This window comes from Paraburkholderia sp. GAS33 (assembly GCF_050436645.1).
GTDB classification, from domain to species: Bacteria; Pseudomonadota; Gammaproteobacteria; order Burkholderiales; family Burkholderiaceae; genus Paraburkholderia; species Paraburkholderia phenazinium_B.
This window is the reverse complement of sequence record NZ_JBNDMP010000012.1, coordinates 137,036-162,846: the sequence shown is the minus strand read 5'-3', so window position 1 is coordinate 162,846 and position 25,811 is coordinate 137,036. Positions and strand designations below refer to the sequence as shown.

Annotated in this window: 23 protein-coding genes; 9 read left to right on the top strand and 14 right to left on the bottom strand. The window is 59.3% G+C overall.

What is annotated here, in order from left to right:
- Positions 1–160: 160 nt before the first annotated feature.
- The 3 genes from P3T24_RS30220 (at position 161) to P3T24_RS30210 (ending at position 3,214) form a co-directional block, all read left to right on the top strand.
- Positions 161–691 carry a phasin family protein gene (locus P3T24_RS30220; protein ID WP_429440315.1) on the top strand — a complete coding sequence of 177 codons (531 nt, stop codon included), beginning with the start codon at positions 161–163 and terminating at the stop codon, positions 689–691.
- Positions 692–753: 62 nt separating this feature from the next.
- Positions 754–1,497: an acetoacetyl-CoA reductase gene (phbB, locus tag P3T24_RS30215; RefSeq protein ID WP_429440313.1), complete on the top strand. Its 744-nt coding sequence runs from the start codon at positions 754–756 to the stop codon at positions 1,495–1,497.
- A gap of 241 nt (positions 1,498–1,738) precedes the next feature.
- Positions 1,739–3,214 carry an NCS1 family nucleobase:cation symporter-1 gene (locus P3T24_RS30210; RefSeq protein ID WP_429440311.1) on the top strand — a complete coding sequence of 492 codons (1,476 nt, stop codon included), beginning with the start codon at positions 1,739–1,741 and terminating at the stop codon, positions 3,212–3,214.
- Between the two features lie 28 nt (positions 3,215–3,242).
- On the opposite strand, the gene P3T24_RS30205 is transcribed toward P3T24_RS30210, so the two are convergent.
- From P3T24_RS30205 to P3T24_RS30195, 3 genes are all read right to left on the bottom strand, one after another.
- Positions 3,243–3,629, bottom strand: coding sequence for a hypothetical protein (locus P3T24_RS30205; RefSeq protein WP_074267391.1), 387 nt, complete (start codon positions 3,627–3,629; stop codon positions 3,243–3,245).
- A 457-nt stretch (positions 3,630–4,086) separates the two neighbouring features.
- Entirely contained in the window at positions 4,087–5,142 is a 1,056-nt protein-coding gene (locus P3T24_RS30200) for an ADP-heptose--LPS heptosyltransferase (protein WP_429440309.1), read from the bottom strand.
- 45 nt (positions 5,143–5,187) lie between these two features.
- The gene (locus tag P3T24_RS30195) at positions 5,188–6,834 is read right to left on the bottom strand and encodes an acyl-CoA synthetase (protein ID WP_429440307.1); all 1,647 of its coding nucleotides are present in this window, start codon (positions 6,832–6,834) and stop codon (positions 5,188–5,190) included.
- Positions 6,835–7,107: 273 nt separating this feature from the next.
- Between P3T24_RS30195 and P3T24_RS30190 the strand changes: the two genes are divergently transcribed.
- Entirely contained in the window at positions 7,108–7,356 is a 249-nt protein-coding gene (locus P3T24_RS30190; protein WP_074267394.1) for a hypothetical protein, read from the top strand.
- 146 nt (positions 7,357–7,502) lie between these two features.
- Here the strand turns inward: P3T24_RS30190 and P3T24_RS30185 are convergent, their stop codons facing one another.
- The 5 genes from P3T24_RS30185 to P3T24_RS30165 all read right to left on the bottom strand — a co-directional run bounded on the left by P3T24_RS30185 (position 7,503) and on the right by P3T24_RS30165 (position 12,654).
- On the bottom strand, positions 7,503–8,189 hold the full coding sequence (locus P3T24_RS30185) for an SDR family NAD(P)-dependent oxidoreductase (protein ID WP_429410558.1): 687 nt from the start codon (positions 8,187–8,189) through the stop codon (positions 7,503–7,505).
- A 10-nt stretch (positions 8,190–8,199) separates the two neighbouring features.
- Entirely contained in the window at positions 8,200–9,537 is a 1,338-nt protein-coding gene (locus P3T24_RS30180) for an NAD(P)/FAD-dependent oxidoreductase (protein ID WP_429440305.1), read from the bottom strand.
- Positions 9,538–9,566: 29 nt separating this feature from the next.
- On the bottom strand, positions 9,567–10,370 hold the full coding sequence (locus P3T24_RS30175; protein ID WP_429410560.1) for an amino acid ABC transporter permease: 804 nt from the start codon (positions 10,368–10,370) through the stop codon (positions 9,567–9,569).
- 69 nt (positions 10,371–10,439) lie between these two features.
- Positions 10,440–11,258, bottom strand: a complete 819-nt coding sequence (locus P3T24_RS30170; protein ID WP_074267398.1) for a substrate-binding periplasmic protein — start codon at positions 11,256–11,258, stop codon at positions 10,440–10,442.
- A gap of 73 nt (positions 11,259–11,331) precedes the next feature.
- Entirely contained in the window at positions 11,332–12,654 is a 1,323-nt protein-coding gene (locus P3T24_RS30165; protein ID WP_429288915.1) for an NAD(P)/FAD-dependent oxidoreductase, read from the bottom strand.
- A gap of 139 nt (positions 12,655–12,793) precedes the next feature.
- Here P3T24_RS30165 and P3T24_RS30160 point away from each other — a divergent pair, with 139 nt between their 5' ends.
- The 4 genes from P3T24_RS30160 (at position 12,794) to P3T24_RS30145 (ending at position 17,484) form a co-directional block, all read left to right on the top strand.
- Positions 12,794–13,681 carry a LysR substrate-binding domain-containing protein gene (locus P3T24_RS30160; RefSeq protein WP_074267400.1) on the top strand — a complete coding sequence of 296 codons (888 nt, stop codon included), beginning with the start codon at positions 12,794–12,796 and terminating at the stop codon, positions 13,679–13,681.
- 54 nt (positions 13,682–13,735) lie between these two features.
- Positions 13,736–14,476 carry a response regulator gene (locus tag P3T24_RS30155; protein ID WP_074267401.1) on the top strand — a complete coding sequence of 247 codons (741 nt, stop codon included), beginning with the start codon at positions 13,736–13,738 and terminating at the stop codon, positions 14,474–14,476.
- A gap of 138 nt (positions 14,477–14,614) precedes the next feature.
- Positions 14,615–15,001 carry a response regulator gene (locus P3T24_RS30150; protein ID WP_074267402.1) on the top strand — a complete coding sequence of 129 codons (387 nt, stop codon included), beginning with the start codon at positions 14,615–14,617 and terminating at the stop codon, positions 14,999–15,001.
- Positions 14,998–17,484, top strand: a complete 2,487-nt coding sequence (locus tag P3T24_RS30145; protein WP_429440303.1) for an ATP-binding protein — start codon at positions 14,998–15,000, stop codon at positions 17,482–17,484. Before P3T24_RS30150 ends, P3T24_RS30145 begins: the two co-directional genes overlap by 4 nt.
- Positions 17,485–17,492: 8 nt before the next feature.
- On the opposite strand, the gene P3T24_RS30140 is transcribed toward P3T24_RS30145, so the two are convergent.
- Complete coding sequence (locus P3T24_RS30140) at positions 17,493–18,134, bottom strand: response regulator transcription factor (RefSeq protein ID WP_429440302.1); 642 nt, start codon at positions 18,132–18,134, stop codon at positions 17,493–17,495.
- 446 nt (positions 18,135–18,580) lie between these two features.
- Here P3T24_RS30140 and P3T24_RS30135 point away from each other — a divergent pair, with 446 nt between their 5' ends.
- Positions 18,581–19,507 (top strand): LysR family transcriptional regulator, encoded by a 927-nt coding sequence (locus P3T24_RS30135; RefSeq protein WP_429288920.1) that lies wholly within the window; start codon positions 18,581–18,583, stop codon positions 19,505–19,507.
- A 73-nt stretch (positions 19,508–19,580) separates the two neighbouring features.
- Here P3T24_RS30135 and tatA read toward each other — a convergent pair whose 3' ends face one another.
- The 5 genes from tatA to P3T24_RS30110 all read right to left on the bottom strand — a co-directional run bounded on the left by tatA (position 19,581) and on the right by P3T24_RS30110 (position 25,718).
- The gene (gene tatA, locus P3T24_RS30130; RefSeq protein WP_429410571.1) at positions 19,581–19,832 is read right to left on the bottom strand and encodes a Sec-independent protein translocase subunit TatA; all 252 of its coding nucleotides are present in this window, start codon (positions 19,830–19,832) and stop codon (positions 19,581–19,583) included.
- Between the two features lie 19 nt (positions 19,833–19,851).
- Entirely contained in the window at positions 19,852–21,156 is a 1,305-nt protein-coding gene (locus P3T24_RS30125) for an Nramp family divalent metal transporter (RefSeq protein WP_429440301.1), read from the bottom strand.
- Positions 21,157–21,301: 145 nt separating this feature from the next.
- Positions 21,302–22,558, bottom strand: coding sequence for an oxalate decarboxylase family bicupin (locus P3T24_RS30120; protein ID WP_429288923.1), 1,257 nt, complete (start codon positions 22,556–22,558; stop codon positions 21,302–21,304).
- A gap of 357 nt (positions 22,559–22,915) precedes the next feature.
- Positions 22,916–24,091: a porin gene (locus P3T24_RS30115; protein WP_429440300.1), complete on the bottom strand. Its 1,176-nt coding sequence runs from the start codon at positions 24,089–24,091 to the stop codon at positions 22,916–22,918.
- Positions 24,092–24,365: 274 nt separating this feature from the next.
- Positions 24,366–25,718: a leucine-rich repeat-containing protein kinase family protein gene (locus tag P3T24_RS30110; protein WP_429440298.1), complete on the bottom strand. Its 1,353-nt coding sequence runs from the start codon at positions 25,716–25,718 to the stop codon at positions 24,366–24,368.
- Positions 25,719–25,811: the final 93 nt, after the last annotated feature.

Below are 25,811 nucleotides of genomic sequence, written 5' to 3'. Positions count from 1 at the left end.
CGACCCGGAGCGCGGGAAGCCGCGTCACCGTCTGTACGATCCCGAGGAGGCTTCCAGATAGCGGTAATTTGAGCGGACGTGCTGGTATAGAACCTGAGAGAGCGGTAACTTAGTTTGTTATGCTTATTTAAAAATACGAGTCGCCTTAAGGAGCTTCAAGATGAATGAGTTGTTTCCGGAGCAGTTTGCCGCGGCTCAAAAGGCCAGCCTCGAAACGTTTTACGGTCTGGCAAACCTGTCCTTCGAGAGCTTCCAGAAGCTGACCGTGTTGAATCTGCAGGTGGCCAGATCGGCCCTTGCCGACACGCATAAACTGCTGTCCGCCGCTGACCCGCAGGCGTTTTTCGCGCAGCAGGCCAGTCCCGGCGGTGGGTTTGCCGAACGAATCCAGGCTTGGCAGTATCGCGTGTATGAGATTGCAGTGGGCACCCAGACGGGATTCGCAGCGATTGCAGCGGCGCAGTACGAAGCGCACAATCGCCGGGTGCAGGCGCTCTTCGAAGATATGTCGAAGCAGGCGCCGGCGGGTTCCGAAGCGGCTGTCGCTGCGCTGAAAAAGCTGATCGATTCGAGCGGCGCGTTTTACGACAGCGTCAACAAGTCGGTTCGGCAAGCTGTCAACATGGCCGAAGGCGGCTTCGAAGCGGTGCTGCCGCGCACATCGAACGCATCGGGCGCAACAACCGGGTGAGTGGCCGGGAAGGCTGAACACGCGGTGACCGGATCAGCATCCTCTCACGCGAGGCAGCCGCAATGACAAGCCAGATCGCATTGGTGACGGGTGGAATGGGTGGTATCGGTGAAGCCATCGCCGTCAAGCTGCATGACGCAGGTTATACGACAGTGGTGACGTACTCACCCGCTAACACCGGTGCGCAAGCCTGGCTGGCGCGGATGGAAGCGGCCGGGCGCCGCTTTCCGGCTTACGAAGTAGATGTTGCGGACTACGATGCATGTCAGCGAGTTGCCCAAAAGCTTCAAGCGGAAGTGGGCAATGTCGATGTTCTCGTCAATAACGCCGGCATCACGCGCGACGCCAGCTTCAAGAAACTCGACAAGGTCAACTGGGACGCAGTTCTGCGCACCAACCTCGATTCGCTTTTCAACATGACGAAACCGGTTTGCGACGGCATGGTGGAGCGAGGTTGGGGGCGCATCGTCAATATCTCGTCCATTATCGGCTCCAAGGGTGGCTTCGGTCAGACGAACTATGCCGCCGCGAAAGCGGGCATGCATGGCTTTACCAAATCTCTGGCACTTGAAGTGGCGAAAAAGGGTGTCACGGTCAATACCGTGTCGCCTGGATTTATCGCCACCAGAATGGTCATGGCGGTGCCGCAAGAAGTGCTCGACACCAGGATCATTCCGCAGATCCCGGTGGGACGGCTTGGGCAGCCCGAGGAGGTGGCGGCGCTCGTACTCTATCTATGCTCGCGGGAGGCGGCCTTCGTCACCGGCGCCAACATCGCCATCAATGGTGGACAGCACCTGCAGTAGCGGGCTCGCCAATCTCCACCAGCACGCCTAAGCATCCGAACAGGCGTGCATCCCACACTTTGCACTTTCCCCCGTAAAACATGGCTGATTATTTCGGCACGGTCATTTTTTTCGTAGAACAATCTATATTGTTGCAATGGCAAGCGGCAGGTCGTCGGAACGCAGCCCGTCCACAACCCGGCACAGCATGGCAGCGCATTGCGCCGGGATTCAATCGTCAGGTACAGCAACAGGGGAAGACATGTCGACCTCACCGCTTATCGATGGTAGCGCCCCGCATGGCACCGGCGGGCAGGCGGCACAGACCGACGCGCGTTTGTACAACCATGACCTCGCACCGGTTCCGCTCGACAAACGCACGTGGACCGGCTATTGCATCTTTGCCATGTGGATGTCGGATGTCCACAGCGTCGGCGGTTACACGTTTGCGGCAAGCCTGTTTCTTCTCGGCATATCCGGCTGGCAGGTATTGATTGCGCTCACCATCGGCATTCTGGTCGTGTATGTGCTGATGAACCTGGTCGGCAAACCCAGTTATGTGCATGGCATTCCGTTTCCGGTCATGGCCCGCGTCAGCATGGGCGTCATGGGTGCGAACCTCGCGGCGGTTATCCGCGGTGTGGTGGGCATTGTCTGGTACGGCGTGCAAACCTACTTTGCGTCGAAAGCGGTGGCGACGCTCGTCATTCTGTTTTTTCCAGCGGCTGCGGCGCTGCACGACTTCAGCTTCCTGCGCCTCGACGGACTTGGCTGGGTCAGCTTCCTGTTCATGTGGGTGTTCCAGCTGATCATCTTCCAGCGCGGCATGGAGGCGATCCGCAAGTTCATCGATTTCTGCGGCCCGGCTGTATATGTGGTGATGTTCGCGCTGATGGCGTGGATTCTTTCGCAAGCGGGGCTGGGCAGCCTGAGTCTCACGCTCGGCGGCAAGGTACTGTCCGGCAGCGAGCAGTTCGCCAGCATGGGTAATGCCACGCTGCTGGTGGTGAGTTACTTCGCTGCGCTGTTGCTCAACTTCGGCGACTTCTCGCGCTTTGCCAAGAGCGAGCGTCAGATGAAGGTAGGTAATTTTCTCGGCCTGCCGGTCAATTTCATCGTATTCGCCATCATCACAGTGATCGTGACCTCCGGCAGCGCGACCGTGTTCGGCTCGATGATCATGGACCCGGTTGCAATCGTCGCTCACATCCAGAATAAGGTGGCCGTGGTGATCGGCAGCCTGACGTTTATCGTGGCGACAATGGGCATCAACATCGTTGCCAATTTTGTCTCTCCTGCCTACGACATCGCGAATCTTTTTCCCAGGCATATCGACTTCAAGAAGGGCGGCCTCGTGGCCTCGATTCTTGCGGTTCTCGTGTGTCCGTGGATTTTTGTTGACAGTCCCAAGGCGATTACGATTTTCGTCAGCGTGTTTGGCTCAGTGCTGGCGCCGCTATATGGTGTGATGATGGCCGACTTCTACCTCATCAAGAAGCAGCAGATCGAAACGGCCGAGCTTTACAGCATGGCGCCGGCCGGACGCTTCTATTACGACGGCGGCTGGAACAAGGTGGGCATTGCTGCGCTGGTCATTTCCGGCATCATCTCGGTGGGCTGGGAACTCTGCACGCAACTGCTGCACGTGTTGCCCGCCAATAACTTCGGGTGGCTGATCGGTGCAGCGGTGGGTGCAGTGCTTTATGTGGTGATGATGCGGGCGGCGCGGCGCAACTAGCGTGTGGTGTTGCGAAGAGGGTTCGCGTTCATTTATGTAGCCGCGCACGCAGGTCGACGGCTGTCGCCGCGCTGATCGGTCTCGCCGCGTCGTCGAGATGGACCGCAACCTTGCGGTAGACGTCGCGGCAAAACTGCATGCCGGCGGTAGCTTCCGGCATTGCTTCCTGAACAGGTTCGATTTTCTCCGGATTGGTGAGCGCCGCGTCTACTGCCATCTCATCGGTGGGGTCCGCCTTCATGATGCCGATGCCCTGAATGGTCACAGACAGGCAGGGGTCCGGCATCTGCTTGCCGTGTGTGGCAACGACGTTGAAGTTGATGTTAAGGCGCCAGAATCCATCGTGAATGTTCTGATGAATGATCACGGCCTTCACCAGTTCCTGATGCGACAACAAATACTCGCTGTTTGCCATGAATGTGCTCCTCGAACGCAATCGTCTTTCGAGTGCCGCACAGCGTAGGACGCTGCATCAGCCCGACATGACATCACATGCCGGATCACATTGTACGAGGCTGAAAATCACAATCAAGACGCGCGCACCAGTCATGCAGCGCGATACGACCTGGACCTGTTTAACAGGCTGGCCGGTGCTGCTTGCGGGTGGTTAACTTTATTTTCGCAGAGGTGAGGTAGCCGCACCCTTGCGGGTAGCCACATGCACCTCTGCCTGAGACGGTGATGTCAGTGAAAGATCAGATAAAGGATGACGAGGACGATTACCGGTACGCCAAGTAGCCAGCCGAGTAAGTAGGGCATGATAGTTCTCCTCCGGTAGATGGTTGTGGTACGAGAACTACCCAGCATTGGGCGTGCCTGGGCCGCGGTTGCGTCGGTTTATATTGTCCCGGGTGGTGGTTGCAGGGCCGTCGTCATTCCGACGCTGGTCGCAGCGGTGCGAAGGGCAACTCGCTGTTCATCGCCTCTTGATACGCCGCGTTCAGTCGCGCCATGTCCTGCTCGCGATCGCTTGCCTGCACATTGCTCAATCCGGGCAACTCCAGCGTGACAGGGCGGCACAACGGATAGTCGCGCACCCGCAGTTCAGGTGCGACCGTCGTGAAGAACGCCGTCGTGGGCACGTCGAATCCGGCTGCAATGTGCGCGGCCGCGGTGTCTGCAGTCAGCACGTAACGCGCGTGTCTGACCCACGTAAGAAAGTCTGCAGTGCCTGGAGATGCTGCTGTCACATCCACATACTGCGGATGATCGACAGGTCCAAAGCCAATCACGGGAAAGCCGAACTGCTCGAACAAGCGGCTCACGAGTGCGCTACGCACCGGTGTCGCAATGCTGCGGATCGGCGTGCTGGCCGTTGGACAGAACAGCACATATGGACGGTTGCGCCACGCCTCGGGCAATGAAGGCAGCTCCAGTGTCTGGAGCCAGCGGTTGGCCTTGTTCGCTGACGGCACGCTCGAGGGCGGCACACCGAGCGCATCGAGGAAAAAATCGATCATCGGCAACGACATGAAGCGAGGCCAGAAGAGCTGGTTGCCGAGGTCGATACGCACTTCTTCGCGTGGGATATCCGCAAGCGGCCAAGGCAAGCTGCGAGTGCTCGCAACGTGGCCTTCGGCGAGCGCATAGAGTTGTTCGACGTAAGCGGGCGCCAGTTCCGGCCGGTACACGACGAAGCGCACGTGCGGGTAGATCTGCCGGATCGCTGCCAGCGCGGTCAAGCCGATAATCGAATCGCCGAGCGTCACGCCCATGCCGTTGATCACATGAGCAACAGCGATTTGCGAGTAGTCGAGTTCGAATGGCTGGGCGGCTGCGTTGAGGATGCCGGCCTGGCTCGCGAGCGCGACGTGCTCGCCGATCTCGGCGTCGCGCTGCTCGAGATCGTACGGCGCGACGATGCGGCCTTTGGTATCAAGCAGAGAGCCCGGGTAGGCGAGTGCTTCGTCTGCACGTAGGCTTTGCAATTCGATTATCCCGTGGGTTACGCCGAGGCGTTGAGACCGCGTATTTTACGGGGCTTTTCCGCCGGGCACCGTGAGACTCGCACGCAACTCCTTGCGAATTACCTTGCCGGTTGCGGTCATCGGCAAACCTTCCACAAAGCGTATCTCGCGTGGATATTCATGCGCGGCAAGGCGCGTCTTGACGTGCTGCTGTATGTCGCGCACCAGATCGTCGCCCGGCACAAAGCCCGCATTCAGCACCACGAATGCCAGCACGATCTCCGTGCGTTGCGCATCTGGCGCACCGACCACCGCGGCCATGCAGACTGCCGGATGTTGCAGCAGGCAGTCTTCAATCGACGCCGGGCCGATGCGATAACCAGCGCTAGTGATGACGTCGTCGTTACGTCCGACGAAGCGGATGAAGCCCTCGTTATTACGCTGGCCGAGATCACCGGTTAGCAGATAGCGTCCGCGGAATTTGTCGCGCGTGGCGGCCTCGTTGCGCCAGTAACCGAGGAACATTACCGGATCGGGGCCGGCAATTGCGATGTTGCCGATCATGCCGTCCGGCACGGGCTGGCCATCATCGTCGACGATCGCAACGTCGTGGCCCGGCACCGCTTTGCCGATCGCGCCAATCTGCGGCGGGTACAGCGTCGCGCACGACGACACCACGACGTTGCACTCCGTTTGCCCGTAGAACTCATTGATGGTCACGCCGAGCGCGGCGCGCCCCCACGCGATCAGTTCTTCGCCAAGCGATTCGCCGCCGCTCGCCACCGCATGCAACGCGAGCTTCCAGCGCTCGGGATGCGCGACTGTGCGCATCATTTTCAGCGCGGTCGGCGGCAGGAAGGTGTGTGTGACTGCATGGCGCGCCATCAGGTCGAACGCGGCTTCGCCGTCGAACTTTTCGAAGCGGCGCGCAAGGACGGTCACGCCGTGATGCCACGCGGGCAGTAGCACATCGAAGAGACCGCCGATCCACGCCCAGTCGGCTGGCGTCCAGATCAGTTGCGCCTGTGCCGGAAAGCAGGCCTGCGACAGTTCCACGCCTGGCAGATGCCCTAGCAATACGCGTTGTGCATGCAGCGCGCCTTTTGGCTTGCCCGTGGTGCCGGAGGTGTAGATGATGACCGCGGGATCTTCGGACGAGGTGTCCACTGGCTCGAACGCATCGGACTCTACGTTGAGGGCTTCCCAGAACGCGTGCACGTCACTGGCCGCGGCGGCTTGATTGGCGTCGATGCAATACACCGCTTTCAGCTCCGGCAGCGTGTGACGTATTTCAGCGAGCTTTTGCAGACCTGCTGCATCGGTGATGAGAGCGGCTGCGGCGCTATCCGCGAGCCGGTATTGAATAGCGTCGACGCCGAACAGCGCGAAGAGCGGCACGGCGACGCAGCCGGCCTTATATGCCGCCACATGCGCAAGCGCAGTTTCGGGCGATTGCGGCAGGAAGATCGCCACCCGGTCGCCCCGCTCGACTCCGCAGCGGCGCAAGGCATTGGCAAACTGATTGGAGCGAGCCTTGAGGTCGTCGAAGCTATAGTGCATAGCGCTGCCGTCGCGATCCTCGTAGATCAGCGCGAGGCGCCCCGAGCCGTCGGCCCATTTGTCGCACACGTCCACGCCAATGTTGTAGCGATCCGGTATCTGCCATGCGAATGTGGCGGCCAATGTCTCATACGTTTGCGCTGCTGGAAGCATCGCTTTCTCCACGTGTCCCGATCGATCTGAGTCGGGTTCAAGCTCGGATAGTAAACCACCCACGCTCTTAAGGGACCTCCACGCATCTTTGAATTGCTGCGCCGCACGATAATGCACCGCAGCATGTCCTATGTCATTTTGACAAAGGGAAAACCCGTAAGCAGCAAAGTGCGGGGTCCTTATTGACTGATTATCGGCTTAACGCTGATCGGGAAACCCCTAACATCGTGTGAGCATGGTTCGCGCTAGTCTTCTCGTCAGAGGAGGCAAACCATGAGACGCGTATTTAATATTGCAGTACTGATGCTCCTTGCGTATTTGACCGCAGGCCGGGCATTAACCCATGCGCAGGCTGGTGAAGAGGGCTCGATCTCCTGCGCGAAAGGCGCTGAGCTGGTCAGACTGGGCGCAATGGATAAGGGTTTCTCCGACGCGGCTTCCAGCGGACAAGGGCAGAATTTCCTGTCGAGTTGCCTTGTGACAGGCGAGGGACGCGTCAACAATCTCGTTGCACGCGATTAAACTGACTTAATTGGACGCTGCAAAAGCGCCAATTTAGGAATTGCATAAGAGGCACGATTAAAGGGCCTAATGCGACCTGTCTGTTGCGTCACAGCATTGTCACGTTTTAGCATCGACCATCTTTCGGCTCGAAATGTTGCGCTGCGCTAAAACAAATCCTCATGACGGCAATTGACCAGAATCTCGGCGACGCTCGCCGAGTTGGGCATTTCTATTGTGTTGGCAACGAGACGCGCGATATCGTCCGGCTGTGTCATTGCCTCAGGCGGCAGATCTGCAATACCGGCTGCCATTTCCGTATTGACGAACCCTGGGCAAATCGCGGTAGCGCGGATTCCGTCGTCCCAACCGGCGCGCCGTACCGCGTGATTGAGCGCGATGATCGCGTGCTTCGACATCTGGTAGCCCGCGTTGAGGTTCTTTACGCGTTTGCCCGACAGCGACGCAATCTGTATGACGCGCGCATTGCCTGCACGGCGCAAATGCGGCAACGCTGCCTGAATCAGCCTGAACGGCGCCTTGACGTTGATATCAAGGGTCTCTTCGAGCAGCTCGTCCGTGCCGTCTTCCAGACTGATGGGCTTGCAGATTCCAGCGTTGCTGATTAGCACGTTAATGCCGCCGAACCGTTCGATAGTGGCATCGACCCAACGACGTCCCGCTTCCGGATCACGCGCTTCGTACCCGAAGACGAGGCTGTCGGCGTAGCTGTCGTTGAACCCCGCGGGGTTGCGCACGCCCAGCGACAACAGATAACCGCGCCGGTCCAGTTCGTCCGCTATTTCCCGGCCGATACCGCGGCTCGCGCCGGAAATCATCGCTACCTTCTGCATATGATCCTCCCTAGAAACCTGCATCGATGACGATTTTCGTGCCGTCGCTAAAGCGGTTCAAACGAAACGCGTGGGGATTGACCAGTGGCGCATCGTTTGCCACGAGGTCGGCCATCAGCTTTCCCGCAGCCGGACCGATGCCGAAGCCGTGACCCGAAAAGCCGGTGCCGATAAACAGCCCGGGTACCTTGTCGACCCCCGAGATCACCGGAATGGCGTCGGGTGTGACGTCCATATAGCCCGCCCAACGCTGCGCGATACGTGCGTGACTAAACTGCGGGAACACCTTGATGAACTCGTGCAGTCCCGCATCGACGTAGCGGACGATGGGTTCCGGATCGAGCGTGCGGACATGTTCGAACACCGAAGTCTGATCGAGCGCCCAATGCCGGGGGCGTCGCAACTCGTCGAAGAAGCGCGCACCGATCCCGATCCGCAATGCGCCCAGCTGGCTTTTCAATGCTTCGAGGTACTTGAAGAACAGGCGAAAGCAATCGGGCGTGAGGTCGGTGTAGGTACGGAATCCATAGGCCACGGTATATCCACCGTCCGCCCGCTTGCGAAACGCGAACTGCTTGTTGCTTGCGCTGGTGGTCGGGCCGCCTTCCAGCGGATCGGTTCGTAGTACTGAGGCACGCACCAGCAATTGAGGCACATCGACATCCAGATTGCCGCAGAAGAGCCGCGACCACGCACCTCCAGCCACGACGACACTCTGGCAGCGGATCGTGCCGTGCTCGGTCACCACCGCGCTGACGCGCCCGCCACTCGTTTCGATACCGCGTGCTGCGCAGGGCGTCAGAATCTTCACGCCGCGCTTACGCAAAGCATTGGCGATCGCCGGTGCAGCGCGTTGTGGTTCGGCGCGGGCATCGCCCGGTGTGTATAAGCCGCCTCTAAACAATTTCGCCGCGCCAGGAAGTAACGAGGCGACTGCCTTCGAATCGACCTCGAGCGTATCGAACGCATCCCCTGCGAGCGCGCGTGCATTCGCGAGCCACGTGCGATGACCCTCCATGACCTTTTCGTCCTCGGTCATATAGAGAATGCCGCATTGGTTGAAGCCGGTCTCGATTCCAAGGGCACGGTCCAGGCCGCGCCATAGTTTCAGGCTTTCAATGCTCAGTTCGAATTCACGCATGTCGCGATGAGTGACACGCACCCAGCCCCAGTTGCGGCTCGACTGTTCTCCCGCGATATGCCCCTTCTCGCAGAGCGCTACCCGTAAGCCCTTTTCGCTCAGGTAGAGCGCGGTGCTCACGCCGATAATCCCGCCGCCGATCACGACGACATCGACTTCAGCCGGCGGCGTGGTATCGCTAGCGACAGTCTCGACTTGTGGTCCCATATAGGTTGCTGCCCAGATAGAGATTGTGTTTAGTGACGTGTTTCAGCGACGGCGGCCTCGCTTGCCGATGCCTGGACAGATCTACGCTGCCTGCGCGTCATGAGCATGGTGCCCCGTGCTTTACCGCCTTGCCGTGGATTGGCATGGCGATTGGTCCAACGGTCGATATGATTGATTGCATGCGTGAGCGGTACCGTGATCAGCAGATACACGACACCGGCCGCGACTAGCGGCGAAAGATTCGCCGTATTGACCGAGGTGTTCTGTCCAATGGTGAACAGATCGCGCTGCGAGGTCAGCAGGCCGAGAAAATAGACGAGACTCGAGTCCTTGACGATCGAAATGAACTGGTTGGCAAGCGCCGGCAAGATACGGCGAATGCCTTGCGGCACGATCACATGCCGCATGCTGCTCCAATAGGTCATGCCAAGTGCCTGGCAGGCGGACAATTGCCCACGTCCCACGCTTTGAATGCCCGAGCGGAAAATCTCTGCTATGTAGGCCGACGAAATCAGGCCGAGCGCAACGATGGCGAGCGGATAAGGGTTTGGACCGAAGATCGCAAGCCCGACTGGAGCCAGCCCCTGACCTACGAGCAGGATGACCAGCGCGGCCGGCAGGCCCCGAAACACGTCGATGAAGATCTGCGCCGGCAACATCAGCCAGCGCGTGTGCGAGACCGCCATCAGCGCGAGCACCATGCCCGCCATAATGCCCAGTACCGTCGAAAACAGCGACAGCACGAGCGTATTGACGAGGCCGGTGCAGAGCAATGAAGGCAACGACCCGATCAACAACGGCCAGTCGAGAAAGTTCTGCAAAAAGGCATTCATGGCGCGCTCCTGTTTTGAGCGTCGGCGGCGCGTTAGACGCCGCCCGGTTGCGTCGCGGCTACGGCCCGGCTAACTGCCGGTCTTCATTGCATACGGCGGCAGATTGGCCGGCTTCGGATAGCCCGGATGGAACTGCAGGTATAGCTTAAGCCAGGTGCCGTCGGCAACGAGTTCGTCAATGGTCTTGTTCAAGGCCGCTTCGAGCTTGGCGTTACCTTTGCGCACCGGAAAGCCGGCGGGCAGATTGACCGCTGAGATATCGAGCTTGTCGGCGATGTTCATCTGCGGATACTTGCCTTGCAGACCTTCGACGAGCGTCTTGTCGACGAAGTAGCCGTCAATATATTTGGAGCGTAGCGACAGGAAGCCTGCATTCAGATTCGGAAAGCGCACGATTTGCGCACCGGGCAGGTAGCTATCCGAATACGTATCTTCGATGGTGCCCTGCACGACGCCGATCCGTTTGTCCTTTACCGAGGCTGGGTCACTCGTGATCGGACTGCCAGGCAAGGTCGCGACGCTTAGCAGACCCGTCAGGTAGCCCTCGGAGAAATCGACCATCTTCAGGCGGTCTTTAGTGATCGAAATCGAGCCGGCAGCAAGATCGATCTGCTGGTTCGCTACGCTTGGCAACAGGCCGCTAAAGTCTTGCGCACGAAAGTCCGCGGTGAGGCCGAGTTTTGCCGCAATGGCGCGCAGCAATTCGACGTCGAAGCCGGTCATCTTGCCGTCGTCGATATACGAGTAGGGCTTGTTGTTTGCATCCACGCCGGCAACGAGCTTGCCGGGTGTCAGAGTGCCCACATCCTCGGCATGCGCCTGGGTGAGCGCCGCGAATGAAAGAGGAACGACTATCGCAATGAGACGCAGAAAGTGGCGAAAGCGCATGATGTTTGCTCCGTCGAAAGGACCACCGATTGAAGGGTATTACAAAGAAGTCAACGCAATGTCCAGGTCTGTTTCAGGAGAGGGTGGCGCGTGCGCGACCGTTCCAGAGATCGTCGAGCTTGTAGAGCGCGGTGCCGACCGGCACCGCCCATCGGCTCGCCATGCCCGCCACGCTAAGCGGAAACTCGCCTTCGCCGAACGCGCCTGGGGCGGCGTCGAAGCCAAGGATGTGCCGCGCGGTGCGCTGCCCCAGATAGCTCATCAACGCGACGCCGTTGCCGTTGCAGCCGAGTGCGTAATGAATGCCGTCGTGCACGCCGATATGCGCAAGCTTGTCGCCGGTCATCGCAACGTAGCCTTTCCATGCATGCGTAATGCGCACGTCGCGCAGCGCCGGCCAGAGCTGGATCAGCTTGGCGTAGAGGAGCCTCGCGGCTGCGCGCTCGTCCACTTCGCGGATCGCCGGCCGCGAGCCGAAGATCATCCGGGTGCCGTCCGGCGAGGGGCGTGTATAGAACAGATTTCGCTTCGAATCACTAATCATTCGGCGTCCCGGGTTGAGCGCGTCCATCAGGCCCGCCGGCAGAGCGTCAGTCGCGATCTGATAACTCGCGACGGGCAAGACGCGCCGCGAGACGAACGGTAGCAAGCGTCCCGTATAGCCGTTGGTGGCCACCAGTACCTGCCTTGCTTCGATTTTTCCACGTACGGTATGCACGAGAAAATGCGCGCCACTGCGTTCGATTCGTTCTACCGCAGCGTGCGAATGCAGGCTGGCGCCGCGGCGCCGGGCCAGTCCGCGCAGGGCACGATGATATTTGGCCGTATGGAGGCCGCCATATTCGTCGACGAGAATGCCGCCGTAGTAGTAGTCAGAGCCAATGATCGAGCGTTGCTCGTCGCGCGACACGAGGTGCACCGTGACGCCGGTTTTCTCGCGCAACAGATCGCCTTGTTTGCGCAGGTGTTCGAAATGCCGCTCTGTGAAGGCGCCGAAGAAGCGGCCGGTAATCTGCAAATCGGCGTCGAGCGCTTCGTCGGCAATCAGGCGTTGCAGATACTCGAAGCTCGCCGCCGATTCACGCATCAGACGCACGAGGCGCTCCGCGGAGACCCCGCGTATCGCATTGGTCAAAGCGAGCTTCTGTCCGCTCGACACCATCCCGCCGCTGCGGGTGCTGCCTCCCGCGCCGATCTCGGCCGAATCGAGCACCGCGACGCTCGCGCCGTCGCGCGCAGCTTGCGCAGCGGCAGACAGGCCGCAGTAGCCGCTGCCGACGATCACCAGATCGACGCTATCCGGCAGCGGCTCGCGTGCCGTCTCGGGCGGCGCTGCGTCCCACCAGTAGGGCGCAAGCCGGAAGTCATCGTGGAAGAGCAGGGTGTCGGGTCGCATGGCCTCTTTGAAGTGACAAGCGTAGGAACCAGTCTAGGTTTGCGTCGATCATCCAGTCAAATACGGCCAAAAACGTCTGCTATTCAATTTTGATATGGCATGCTGATCCGGATCGAGGCTCAAAGGAGGGATCTATCCAATGAATCAGCGACAAATCGAGGCCTTCCGGCTGGTGATGCTGCGTGGCTCGATGACGGCGGCGGCCGCAGAACTGGGCACGTCGCAGCCGAGCATCAGCCGCCTGATTGCGGAGCTCGAGCAATCGACGGGGCTCGCCCTGTTCACGCGTAACGGTGGGCGCATCCAGGCAACCGATGCGGGAAGCGCGTTTTACCGGGAGGTCGATCGAAGCTTCGTGGGGCTGGAGAAGCTCGTGAATTCCGCGCGCGAAATCCGGCAGTTCGGCACGGGCCGCCTGCGGCTCGTGGCGGCGCCGGTGCTCGCGCTGTCGTTTGTGCCGATGGTGATCGAGCGCTTTCTGGCGGCGTATCCGCGCATCGCCGTTGCACTGGAAATGCGTAGTGAAGGGACCATCCAGCGCTGGGCGTCGTCTGCCTATTGCGACATCGGCTTTGCCACCACCACGCCCGATGCATTCGGTGTGACGAGCGCTGAGTTGTATCGCCTCGCCGGCGTGTGCGCGTTGCCGGCCGGGCACCCTCTTGCGGGCAAAAAGCGTATTCACGCGCGCGACCTCAGGGGCGAGCGTCTTGTCCTGTCCTCGTATGCGGACGATACGCGCTCGGCGGTCGATCGCGCCCTGCGTCAGGCAGAAGTCAACCAGGTGCCGACAATCGAAACCCCGTACGGCGCGACGATTTGCGCCATGGTGTCCCGCGGACTCGGGATTGGTGTGGTGAACCCGCTTGCCACGCTCGACACGAATCCGGAGCGGATCGTGTTCCGCCCGTTTTCGCCGGATGTGATGTTCCGGGGTTTTACCCTGCGTCCGCAATTGCAGCACATCAATCCTGTTGTGCAGGCTTTTCTCGATCTCGCTAACGAGACCATGGAGCGTTTCACCTAGAGCTTGCTGAAAGGCCTGCACGCTATAATCCAGGCGGTTATAGGAGCGCCAGGCATGAGCAATGAAAATCTTCCTCACGTTCTCGTGGTGGATGATGATCCCGCAATCAGAACGCTGATTGCGGACTATCTCCGCGAGAACGACATGCGGGTTGCGGCAGCAGCGAATGGCAAGGAAATGGCTGCGGCTCTTAAAGAGTTTGCGATCGATCTGATCGTGCTCGACCTGCGCATGCCGGGGGAAGACGGCATGCAGATCGCCCGGCGAGTGCGCGACCAGTCCTCGCTTCCCATCATCATCGTGTCCGGCAGGCTCGACGAAGCGGACCGCGTCATGGCGCTCGAACTGGGCGCCGACGACTACGTTACCAAGCCATTCAGCCCGCGCGAACTGCTCGCGCGAATCCGCACGGTCCTGCGCCGCACAGCCGCATCTCAGACCCTGATCGGTCGTCAACTCGACGTTCGCGCCTATCGGTTCGCCGGTTGGGAACTGAATATCGGCACCAGAAAGTTGACGACGCCAGCCGGTGAACGCATTGAACTCACGAATGGCGAGTTCTCTCTGCTGAGTGCGTTTCTGTCGGCACCGGGGCGGGTTTTGTCACGCGATCAGTTGCTCGAAGCAAGTCGTCTGTACGACGATGTTTTCGACCGTTCCATCGATGTGCAGATTCTGCGTCTGCGTCGCAAGATCGAGGAAGACGCGTCCACGCCGCAATTTATCAAAACCGAGCGGGGCGCCGGCTACGTCTTCGCCGTACCAGTGGAAAAATTGAGTTCCGTTGCGCTGTAGCCTGCGCAACGCAAAGCTTCATTTCAAATGTAATAGAACGGCACAAAAGAGAAACAGCGCGGCAATTTCACGCGCTTTAAATAGCCCGGACTACCGTAACTCAAGCGACCCCGGTCAACCAATGATGGGGCATCCGTCATGGCGCGTGGAAAGGACATTCTGGTTCTGGACGAGGATCCGTTCATGCATGAACTGGTCTCGCTGTGGCTGACGGATGCCGGATACGCTGTCTGCGATTCCGAGGCGCTACACACGCTGCGAACCGAGGAACGCCACTCGTTTGCAGTCGTCATCGCCGACCTGAACTCGCCAAAGGTCGGCGCGGCGCAAGCGTTGCAGCAATTGCAAGCCCGCTTTCCAACCGCGTATATCATAGCGGTCTCCGGATATTTTCAGCCTGGACCCGGGACGGGCGCGGAGATGGCGCGACAGCTCGGCGTAGACCGCGTGCTGGCCAAGCCGTTTAGCTGCGAGCAGCTGGTTTCCGCGGTTGGCGGGCTGTTCCATGATGCTGAGGTCCGGTGAGTGTCCACCCTATCGCGAGAACCATGGCCGAGGCGGAGCCAACAAGACGTGTCATCAGCGGACCCTACCTGCACTGGGTCATCGCGATAGGTGCAGGCCTGATCGTATTGCTGGTATGTGTGGCGTCCGGCTGGGATAGCTGGCGGGCGCGCCGCTTGACCCTCGCAGACAATGACCGTGAAGTCTCCAGCCTCGCGAGCGCGCTTGCTGAACAGACGGCCCGCTCGCTACAGGAGGTGGAGCTGATCCTGAGGCGCACATCGGTATGGGAGCGGGACCCGCGCAACCAGGTGGAAACGCCTGCGGAGAAAGCTGCTTTCCTTAGGCGCCAGATCGACGGCTTGCCACAGATTCGCGAGGTGACGATCGCCGACGAGAACGGCAACCGTATTGCCACGACGGTGCCACCCGCGAACTCGAGTCCGAATATCGCCAATCGTCAGTACTTCAAGGATTTGAGGAAATCGTCCGGAGAGGCGGTCGTGGTGAGCGAGCCGTTGCAAAGTCTCATTGACGGAACGCCGACGTTCGCCGTAGCGATTCGTCTGCAGGACGGGGAGGGCCGGTTTGTGGGTGTGGCGCGTGCGCTCGTCGAAGAGGAGTACTTTAGAGACTTCTATAAACGCATCGACCTGGGCGATGGGGCCGCTATCAGGCTGCTGCGCGATGGCGGCACGCCAATCGTCGAGTTTGCCGCCGAGCCTCAAGGAAAGCTGCCCACCGACGCGCTTGCCGCGACGCGTCAGGTCCCCGGGTTCCCTCTGCTAGTTGTCGTTTCACGTGACAAGTCGGTCGCTTTGGCCGACTGGCGCACAAGTTCGATCAATGCGGTGGTGCGCACGGGCTCGATCTCTGCCTTCGTCGCATTCCTTGCTTATGCGCTGATCCGCCAGATGCGCCGTCTGGAGGACGTGAACAGTCGGCTTCGTTCGAGCGAGCGCCGCTGGCGAGCGGTATTCGAAAATGCGCCGCTGGGCGTTGTCGTATTGACCGCAGATGGCCGCTATGTGGCGACCAATCCAGCGTTCCAGCGGATGGTGGGTTACTCCGCGGCTCAGCTCGAACAGGTGGGTGCGTTCGACATCACGTATCGCGAGGACGTCGCTTCGGCGCGCGAGTACGTCGCCAGACTGCTATCCGGCGTGCACGATACGGTCCGCTTTCAAACCCGCTTCACACATCTGGATGGGCGCGTGGTTTGGGCTGACGTCGGCATGGCGAGCGTTGCGGCTCATCGCCCGCATTCGCAACACCATCTTCCGCAAACCGACGACATGCTGATTGCGACGGTAGAAGACATTACCGCGCACCGCGAGGCCGAACACGAACGCGACCAGCTCGAGGAACAACTGAGGCAATCGCAGAAGCTCGAGGCGTTGGGCACATTCGCAGGAGGCATTGCTCACGACTTCAATAATATTCTCGGTGCGATTCTCGGCTATGGGGAACGGGCCTTCCACTCGTTGCCTGCCGGGAGCGACGAGCGTCGATACGTCCAGCAGGTTCTGAATGCCGGTAACCGGGCGCGGGCGCTCGTCGAGCGTATCTTGACCTTCAGTCGAAGCGGTATGGCCGCGCGCGTTCCCGTCGATGTTTTGCTTGCAGTCGCTGAGACCATCGAGTTGCTAAAGGCTCGCTTGCCCGACAACATCGACCTCGATATCAGGCTCACTGCCAAGGATACCTACGTTGCTGGCGACGCCACGCATCTGCACCAGGTCGTCATGAATCTTTGCAGCAACGCGGTCCTGGCGATGCCGGCGGGCGGCACACTAGCAGTAACACTCGAAGATCAGCATCTGATATCTGCCAAAGCGTTATCGGATGGAATCGTAGGGCCTGGTGATTTCGTCAGGCTGAGCGTTAGCGATAGCGGCACAGGAATCCCGCATGAAGTACGCGGACGCATGTTCAATCCGTTCTTTACGACACGCAAGACCGGTGAGGGGACCGGACTTGGACTTTCGCTTGTCGACGGAATTGTGCGCGAGTATGGCGGCGGCATTGACGTTCACAGCGTGGTCGGGGAGGGCACGCGATTCGATATTTACCTTCCCGTCACTGCAGCGCCGCCGCCCGCCGTCGAGGATATTGCCGAAACGCTGCCCCGCGGTGAGGGGCAGGTGGTGCTGATCGTCGACGACGAAGATGCGCTGGTGACGCTTGCCGAGGAGGTGTTGGCCGAACTGGGTTATGAACCCGTGGGCTTCCGATCCAGCACCGCTGCATTGCGGGCGTTCGAAGACGATCCGGACCGCTTCGACGTGATCGTTACGGACCAGACCATGCCTGACCTGACAGGTCTTGAACTGGCGGCCCGCATTCGCGCGATTCGGAACACGCTGCCGGTTATTCTCTGCAGCGGTTACGGCAATCCGCTTCTCGAGAGCGAAGCGGCCAACGCCGGTGTCGCGGCGTTGCTACGAAAACCACTGCGTTCGGACGAGTTGGCGCTTACGCTTCATCGAGTCCTTAGTCAGTGAGTGGCGCCTCAGCCCGGCAAGACGCTTAGCTGATAGCCATAGCAGTTCACCGTGTTGATATGAACCAGCGGCACATGCGTCTTCAGCTTGGACCTCAATCGCCAGATTAACGGACTGACACTGCTGGAAGTGACGATGTCTTTGCCGGGCCACGCATAGCGTATCAACTGCTCGTGAGGGACGGGGACATTGACCTGTCGCATCAGACATTCGAGTAACAGGTATTCGGTCTTTGTCAGGAGCAGGCGGCGCTCCCCACTCACCAGTTCACGCGTCATGGAATCAAGCCGGAGCGGCATCACGGCCTGCTGGTCGCCACGCGAGCGTGTCAGGGCGGCCCGGTGTAGTGCCTGCAGACGTTCATGCATTTCGATGAATGAGAACGGTCGGGCAAAACAGGCGTCGGCGCCAGCGCGTAACGCTGCGGTGCGCCCCTGAGCGGTGGCCCCTGCGAGAATGACGATCTGGATCGCAGTACGAGCAGCGGCCGAGAGCCTCGCTAGCGCCGAGTCCAGGTCAGAGTAGAGGCCCGGGTCGTTGATCATCAGGATCACGGCGTCGAACGACTCCAGCATGGCCCGCCGCACGCCCTGAACCACGTCGTGGGTGCGGCACAGGCTGTGGGTACTTTCGTGCAAGGCTTTATACAACCAGCTGGCCTCCGGATGCCGTGGAGAAACGAAAAGTATGCGCATGGTTCGGGACTCACTCGAGGTCTGTGTCCCGGAGAACCTTGCCGATGATCCGGTCATAGTCCGCGCTGAGAATTCGCTGCATGAGCGTGTGCCTGCTGCAAGTGGTGTCGAGTAACAGTTTCGCTGGCCCCGATTGCCGGTCTATTGCATGCGAGACGGGCTGTGTTACAGGTGTAACTGATGGGGTGAGTCGATTTGGGTTTTAATTCGGTTTTGGCAGGTATGAGTTGCTTGCGCAATCGCGCGGCATCGCATGCGAGATGAAAATCTTGCAATGTTGACGTCATACCCGTTAGCTCCGGGGCCGGTTTAATCTAAGGCCGTCTCCGTGCGTCCTGTCTTGGGGACGCGCGGCAGACCGCTGCATCCCCGGTAAAACCCTCAACCTTGTGCAGGTCACTGTGAAGAATGCCACTTTGCGTCAACTCAAGACCTTTGAAACTGTCGCACGCCGCCTGAGTTTTTCCCGGGCGGCGAACGAGTTGAATCTGTCGCCGCCGGCGGTCTCGACGCAGATCAAGCATCTTGAGGAACATGCAGGCGTATCGCTGTTTGAGCAGCTTGGAAAAAAAATCTACCTCACACCCGCTGGTCAGGAAATGCTCCGCCATAGCCGCGCGATCATTCACTGTTTCCGTGAAGCTGAGGAAACCCTGGCAAAGATGAGAAGCCTCTCGGGAGGCAGTCTTAGCATTGGTGTGATCAGTACCGGCGGATATTTTCTTCCGCGATTGCTGGCGGAATTCTCGGCACAAAACAAAGCGGTCGAGCTGGATCTGACCGTGGAAAATCACGACGCGCTGCTTGGACGTCTGGAAGAGAATCGAATCGATCTCGCCATCATGGTAGGCGCGCCAGCGGATCATAAATTCGTTAGTACGCCGTTCGCGCCGCACGCGTTTCTGATCGTCGCTTCGCCGCGTCATCCACTTGCTGGCAAAGAAAACATCCGCCTGTCCGATCTGCGTAGCGAGCGGTTTATTGTTCGCGAGAAAGGTTCGGACACGTGGAATGCAATGCAACAGTGTTTCGACGGTCAAGTGCAGTTGAGCGAGCCGATGGAAATCCGCAACACGGAAGCGATCAAGCAAGCGGTGATGTCGGGAATGGGCGTCAGCTTCCTTTCTGCTCATACGGTTACGCTCGAATTGCGGGCAGGCATGCTGGCGGTGCTCGACGTCGCGGGTTTTCCGGTAGTGCAAAAGTGGCACGTGGTACACCGCCTGGACAAGCAACTTGCACCCGTCGCTCAAGCCTTCAAAACGTTTTTGAGCAAGGAAGGGGAGATGCAGACCAGTGAAATAGTGACTGCCGTCGACCACCACTAAGCTTGGTCTTTGCGAACGTCTAACGGCAGCTTTGCGGGCCGTGTCGATCTACAGCGCTTAGGAGCAACCCTACTCAGCGCATTTCCTGCGAGGACAATGGCGTGACGCGCGTCACGTTCTCAGCGAGCACAGATGATGTTCCTGTGCTCGCCGTGGTCGCGGCCGGTGTCGGTGCGTCGGCTGATGTTTCTGTGTTCACGGCGTCCTTGAAGCCGCGAATCGCCGTGCCGAGATCGCCGCCTACTGTGCGAAGCTTCTTCGTTCCAAATACGAGCGAGACGATCAACGCAACGATTAGCCAATGCCAGATGCTTAGTGAGCCCATGATGTTTCCTTGATTAACCTTAAGACAGTGCCTGCTTCAGCAAGTCGAGATTCAGCGCGACGATCAGGATGGTGGCCAGCGCTGCGACGAGGATCGTAGATTTGCCGGCCGTGAATTTGCCCATTACGCTGCGGCGTGACGAAAGGACCACGAGTGCGACGAGCGGGATCGGCAGAAAGAAGCTGAGAGCGACCTGGCTGATGACCATTGCGTTGACCACATTGAAATGCAGGCCAATTACAAAGGCCGGCACCATGGTGACGATGCGGCGCGTCCAGACAGGAATCTTGAAGTCGACGAAGCCCTGCATGATGACCTGACCCGCCATCGTGCCTACTACCGAACTCGACATGCCTGATGCCATCAACGAGATCAGGAATACCGCGGCGGCGCCGACGCCAAGCAGGGGAATCAGCGAGTGATACGCCACGCTGATGTCCGAGATGCCGTCCGCGGAACGCGGGAACACCGCCGCCGACATCATCACCATCGCCAGATTGACGAAACCTGCAATGCCGAGCGCAATGAGGACCTCGCGGTTAGAGAACCACACCAGCCGGCGGCGTTCCTCGTCATTACGCGCAGGAGTCCTGTTTTGTGTCAGGCCAGAATGCAAAAACAACGTGTGCGGCATGATGGTTGCACCGATGATACCGACGGCAAGCGTGATCGCATTGCTTCCGTGCAGCCGCGGCACGATGCTGCCGATTATCGTCGCATGCCAGTCCGGCGGAGCAATGAAGAGTTCGCAGACGTAGCTGAGCCCAATTACGGCGACCAGGGTGGCGATGACCAGTTCGAGTGGGCGAAAGCCTCCCCGGTCGAGCAGCAGGATAGCCATCGTCACTACAGCGGTGACGACCAGGCCGCAGAGCAGCGACACATGAAACAGCAGTGAGACGCCCAGGGCGCCACCGAGAAATTCGGCAATGTCGGTCGCCATCGCGGCGATCTCCGAGCCGTACCACATTGCCTTCACGACGGGTTTCGGGAATTGCTCGCGGCACAGTTCCGCGAGATTTCGCCCTGTGACGATGCCCAGTTTGGCCGACATGGCCTGGAACAGCATGGCGACCACACTCGCCACGACGACGACCCACAATAACTCATACCCGCACGACGAACCCGCCTGGATATTGGTCGCAAAGTTACCCGGATCCATGTAGCCGACCGACGCAATGACGGCGGGGCCAACGAACGGCAGAAAAGCGCGTACACCTTTACGACGTCCGTTCAGCACATCGCGCACGGCGAGCTCAGTTTGCTGCGTCGCGCTGGACAGTGGTGCACCGCTCGGCTGGAGTATCTTGAGAAATGGAAGCATCGTCTTAACCTTGACCCACCGGAATTGAACGCAACGGCTAATGGAGCGCGACGTCGGTCGCCTACCCGCCTATGCCGGTCCTTTTGCGCCGCCCGGAACCGTTTATGTCCCGGGCGGCAACTCAGTACGACTTCTGTTGCAGCCGTTAAATCGGCAATATGTCAGGACGGTTATTGGGGAACCGTGCAAGCGTCTCGGCGGTGATGTTCAGATGCTCCATGACCATCTTCGGTGGGGTGTGCGTCAGCCAGTCGGACAGCGACACTTCGGCGAAGTGATCAGCCTTGAAGATCTCAAGGAAGATCAGGTCGGTGTTGCCCGTGTTCTGCACATAGTGGCCGAGGCTCTTCTTCACATAGCCGATGTCGCCGGCACGGAAGTCGGCAGTGGCGGCCTTAGGACCCGTGTCGAACACGGTCATGCGTGCTTCGCCTTTAATGTAGTACTGCCATTCGTCTGCGTTCGGATGCCAGTGCAGTTCGCGCATGCCGCCCGGCTTGATCGTGACCAGGGCCGCGGCGACCGTGGTGGATGCATTGAAATTGCGACTGTCGGCGATCTGTACCATGCCGCCCTTGGTCAGCTTCGTCGGCGGCATATCGCTGAGCGAGAAGATGAACGGGTGAGCAGGCAGGCCTAGCGGGGAAGCCACCGCTCGTTGTGCGGCGTCCAGTGGACCCGGGTCTTCACCCTGGAAGATCCAGAGATTGTCGACCGGAATGTTCTTGAATGCGTCCGCAGGAACGTTGAAGTTGGCGGCAAGCACCTCTGGCGGCGTGTGGGCAATCCAGTCGGTCAGCAGCAGCGTGTTGAATTCGGATGCGCGGCCGTTGTCGAACGCGAGCAGGAATTCGGCGCCCGTCGGTCCCAGACCTTGCAGCGAGTGCGGAAGGCCGGGCGGGAAGTACCAGAGGTCACCGGTTTTCACATCGGCCACTTGCGGACGGCCTTGTTCGTCGAGAATTGTAATCCGGCACTTGCCGTCGAGCATGATGGCCCATTCGGCTTGCTGGTGCCAGTGCATCTCGCGGATGCCGTTGGCGGCGAGGCGCATGTTGACGCCCGAAATATCTTCCGAAATGGCGAAGTCGTCCTGCGTGACCTCGCGAGCCCAACCGCCGTTCTGGTAGCGCTTGTGGGCATTGTTGAACGAGGCCCAGAAAAGCGGCATGCCGTTGATATCGGTAGCCGGCGGATTCTGGAACGACGGGAACTGACCCGCCAGTGTCGGATTTTGCGGACCGGGGTCGTTCAGGCTCGTCGGGCTCTTTGCGTTGATTTGGCCTTCGGGCGGTCGATCGGGGTTGCCGAACGACGCGGCTTTAGCAGTGGCGGCTACACCGAGCGCTGCAGCCGAGGCTGCAGCGCCAACCAGAACTTTGCGTCGCGACAGGTCAGTCATGTTTCTTTACCTTCTGTGGTTTAACTTGAAAAAATATACCGCCACAATTTCGTATTCCTATATAAAAGGAAATCGATTGAAATGTGTCGTCATTCAACAAAACAGGTTTCTGATTTACAGCGAGATTACATCTGGAAAACGACGGCCGGAGAGCAACGCGTTACGTCAATCTCTCCTTGGAGGCGATAGTAGTGGGGTGTTTGAAGATGCGACAGTAAAACTTTTGGAACGAAACGATAACCTGGGCGTTATCGTTTCTGGGTCTTGGACCTGCGGAATTTCTCAAGTGTCTGGCAGTTAACTTCCGCGAACGGTGGATTAATAGTTTTTTAGTTTCCGTTGCTGCACAGACCTGCTTTAGAACCGGTGACGGAAGCCTGCTACAAACAGTAACTGACGATTGTTTGCGGATGGTGTCACATTGAACATCGAAGCATTGAATGCCGGATTGCCACCGCCGCCGCTCACCGTCTGGTAGAGACTCTCCAGGTAGACATCGGTGCGACGGCTAAACTGGTAGTCGGCCTGTACGATCGCCTCGTGCCATTTGGGGCTAAGGCTTTCGGTCGACGAGTCGAAACGTCCATCAGTGTACGTATAGGATGCGGAAAGCGCCAAAGCGTGGGTGACGAAATAGCGGCCGTTGATTTCGAAGTTGTTAAAGCGAAGCAGGCTGCCCACCAAGGGCGCGAGGTTGCCGCCTTGATAGACACTCGTCACGTCGTTGGTCGACGAATGGGTCCACACCAGTCCAATGGATGCCGGACCGAAGTCGTATTTTCCACCGAGCCCCCAGATCTGCTGACTTCCGCCGGTGATGACGGCGTCGCTATCGTCGTTGGTGACAGCGCCGCTCGCGTTGACGTTAGCAGCGCCAGCCGAACGATTGATCTGGAGATAGCTGGCGACGAGGGAGACCGGTCCGTTGTCGTATTTGGCGCCCATGCTATAGGCGCGATCGTTCGAAAACTCGCCGGCCTCATTCGAGAAGCCATACATCGTGCCTACGGCCAGACCGCGATACGTCGGGCTTTCATATCTTACGGAGTTCTGGATGCTTTGATGCCGGATCATGTCGTCGTTGTCGAACGGGTGATCAGCAAGATTGCCGGCCCAGCCGAGACCTTCGGCGCTCAGCGCGGAGAGGTATTGGGACATAAAACTATACTGCCGTCCCGCTGTAATCGTGCCGTAGGTGTTCGAGCTCAGGCCGACATACGCCTGGCGGCCAAACAGGTCGCCCGAGTTGCTGAGCTTTCCGTTGGCGCTGGAGAAGCCATCTTCCAGCAGGAAGACGGCGGAAAGGCCGCCGCCCAGATCTTCCGAACCCCTCAGGCCCCAGCGTGTTCCGCTGATGCCGCCACTGTCCATTTCGATGCCGCTGTGACCGGGTGCGCCTGCGCCGCCGGTTGTCTGGTTGTTTGCATAGATCAGTGCGGTATCGACGATGCCGTAGAGGGTGACACTGCTTTGTGCATAGCTGGTTCCTGCCCAGGAGAGTAACAACGCCGCTGTGAGTAGCGACTTTCTCATGTTGATGATCATTTCGTTTGTCGTGATTGCGTGTGGGGAGACGTCGCGATCTATGGGGTCGGACAGATCGTGATATCGCTGCGTATATAACGAGGAGAAAAAATAAAGTGCGGCAGATCGCACCTTGATTCGCAGCTGAAGCGATATACCTCTCGTCGAGGCGACATCTTAGCGGCACGACTGCCGCTGGAACCGGTACAGTCGCCGGACTTGGCGAGGAGCACAGTTAGATCCTGACGGTTTTATTACGCGCTGTCGCGGCGCCCTGCGGTGGCTAAGTGCCAAGGCTCCCTTGCGAGCCGCTTAATGCTGAAAGCCCTTCCACGATCTCTTCAAACGACGGTCTTGCGGCCACCGTTGTGCTAAAACATGCGGCCTGCAGCCTTAACAAGGCAGCGAGAGTGTCCGGCTCTGCTTCACGTTTATCGATTCGCTCGATCAACTCTTCAAGCAGACAGCCAAACGCCCGCACTTCGATGCGCTCGAGCAAAGGAGCCAGTGTCCCGTCGTCTCGCGCATAGAACGACGCGGCGCCGAAGTCGCCCAATAAGGCTCTTCCCTGACCGCAATGCAGAATATTGTGGGCATAAAGATCGCCATGCATGATGCCTCGCCGATGCAGATGACGGGCTGCTGAAGCAATGCCGCATGCAATGCTTAATGCCGAGGGGAAATCGAAGCGAGTGTCGTTGCTGTAAATATCGCGCGTACACGAATCGAGGCTGGGCGGACCAGCCAGGTTCCTGAATTGCGGATCGATCAACTCCATGACGAGGCCATCGCTCCCCGCTGGATGCTCTTTGAGCTTGCCGAGCACCGGAATCAGATTGGGATGAGCGCCTGCGTTGATGCAAGCCGCCATTTCGCAGTGGGGCAAGCCATCGCTGGTCACGTCGCCCTTAAAGAGCTTGACGGCCACATGGCGAGCGTCTTTTTCGTGTTTGCGATGCGCTGCGCGATGAATGACACCCGAGGCGCCTTCGCCGAGTTGATGATGCAATTCCAGCGCATCCCAGTGCACGTCCGCGATCGGCGTTTCTGTCAATGCTGCGGCTTCCAGTTTCGCGGTAAACGGATTGCCGGCATACGCCAGCCACGAGAGCCGAGGCAGTTTGAGCAACGCGGCTGGCAATTCCGTAAGCCGGTTCGCCGCGAGCCGGATCAGTTCGAGACGGGCACATGCGGTCAATTCCGTTGGCAATGTCTGCAAGCGGTTCCCGGCCAGCATCAGCTTCTGCAGCTGTGAGCAGTTGCCGATTTCAGGCGGAAGCGTTTCGATTTCGTTGTCCGTCAAGATCAACCAACGGAGTGCGGGTGGCAACGATCGGCCCGACACCGTATGGATGCGGTTTGCCTTGAAGCCCACCATGCTTAACTGCTCGCACCGGCCGAGTACCTCGGGCAGCTCGGTGAACTGATTGTCCGAGCAGAAGATGATGCGCAGTCTTTTCAGGCGGGGTAGATCATCAGGTAGCGACGAGAGCGCGTTGCCGGCGAGATCGAGAATTTCCAGCGTGTCCGCGAGATCCAGAATTTCGCGTGGAAATTCGTGGAGCCCGCAGGCCAGTTTCAGGCGTTGCGCACCGGTCAGTTGTCCCGCAAGCAATTGGTCGAGAGTCGTTGTCACTGTGATGGGCTGTGCGTGGAGCGCACCGGTAAGTTTTGATTTCGTAAGGAGGGATTTTACCGGCAAGGGCTTCCTGGTGGTGCGGCGCAACGT

Bases quoted from the DNA above. Each gene is read 5' to 3' on its own strand.
- phbB (WP_429440313.1), top strand. From the start codon at position 754: ATGACAAGCCAGATCGCATTGGTGACGGGTGGAATGGGTGGTATCGGT.
- P3T24_RS30210 (WP_429440311.1), top strand. From the start codon at position 1,739: ATGTCGACCTCACCGCTTATCGATGGTAGCGCCCCGCATGGCACCGGC.
- P3T24_RS30150 (WP_074267402.1), top strand. From the start codon at position 14,615: ATGGCGCGTGGAAAGGACATTCTGGTTCTGGACGAGGATCCGTTCATG.
- P3T24_RS30195 (WP_429440307.1), bottom strand. From the start codon at position 6,834: ATGCTTCCAGCAGCGCAAACGTATGAGACATTGGCCGCCACATTCGCA.
- P3T24_RS30205 (WP_074267391.1), bottom strand. From the start codon at position 3,629: ATGGCAAACAGCGAGTATTTGTTGTCGCATCAGGAACTGGTGAAGGCC.
- P3T24_RS30155 (WP_074267401.1), top strand. From the start codon at position 13,736: ATGAGCAATGAAAATCTTCCTCACGTTCTCGTGGTGGATGATGATCCC.
- P3T24_RS30185 (WP_429410558.1), bottom strand. From the start codon at position 8,189: ATGCAGAAGGTAGCGATGATTTCCGGCGCGAGCCGCGGTATCGGCCGG.
- P3T24_RS30120 (WP_429288923.1), bottom strand. From the start codon at position 22,558: ATGACTGACCTGTCGCGACGCAAAGTTCTGGTTGGCGCTGCAGCCTCG.
- P3T24_RS30220 (WP_429440315.1), top strand. From the start codon at position 161: ATGAATGAGTTGTTTCCGGAGCAGTTTGCCGCGGCTCAAAAGGCCAGC.
- P3T24_RS30160 (WP_074267400.1), top strand. From the start codon at position 12,794: ATGAATCAGCGACAAATCGAGGCCTTCCGGCTGGTGATGCTGCGTGGC.
- P3T24_RS30190 (WP_074267394.1), top strand. From the start codon at position 7,108: ATGAGACGCGTATTTAATATTGCAGTACTGATGCTCCTTGCGTATTTG.
- P3T24_RS30170 (WP_074267398.1), bottom strand. From the start codon at position 11,258: ATGCGCTTTCGCCACTTTCTGCGTCTCATTGCGATAGTCGTTCCTCTT.
- P3T24_RS30165 (WP_429288915.1), bottom strand. From the start codon at position 12,654: ATGCGACCCGACACCCTGCTCTTCCACGATGACTTCCGGCTTGCGCCC.
- P3T24_RS30180 (WP_429440305.1), bottom strand. From the start codon at position 9,537: ATGGGACCACAAGTCGAGACTGTCGCTAGCGATACCACGCCGCCGGCT.
- tatA (WP_429410571.1), bottom strand. From the start codon at position 19,832: ATGGGCTCACTAAGCATCTGGCATTGGCTAATCGTTGCGTTGATCGTC.
- P3T24_RS30175 (WP_429410560.1), bottom strand. From the start codon at position 10,370: ATGAATGCCTTTTTGCAGAACTTTCTCGACTGGCCGTTGTTGATCGGG.
- P3T24_RS30115 (WP_429440300.1), bottom strand. From the start codon at position 24,091: ATGAGAAAGTCGCTACTCACAGCGGCGTTGTTACTCTCCTGGGCAGGA.
- P3T24_RS30125 (WP_429440301.1), bottom strand. From the start codon at position 21,156: ATGCTTCCATTTCTCAAGATACTCCAGCCGAGCGGTGCACCACTGTCC.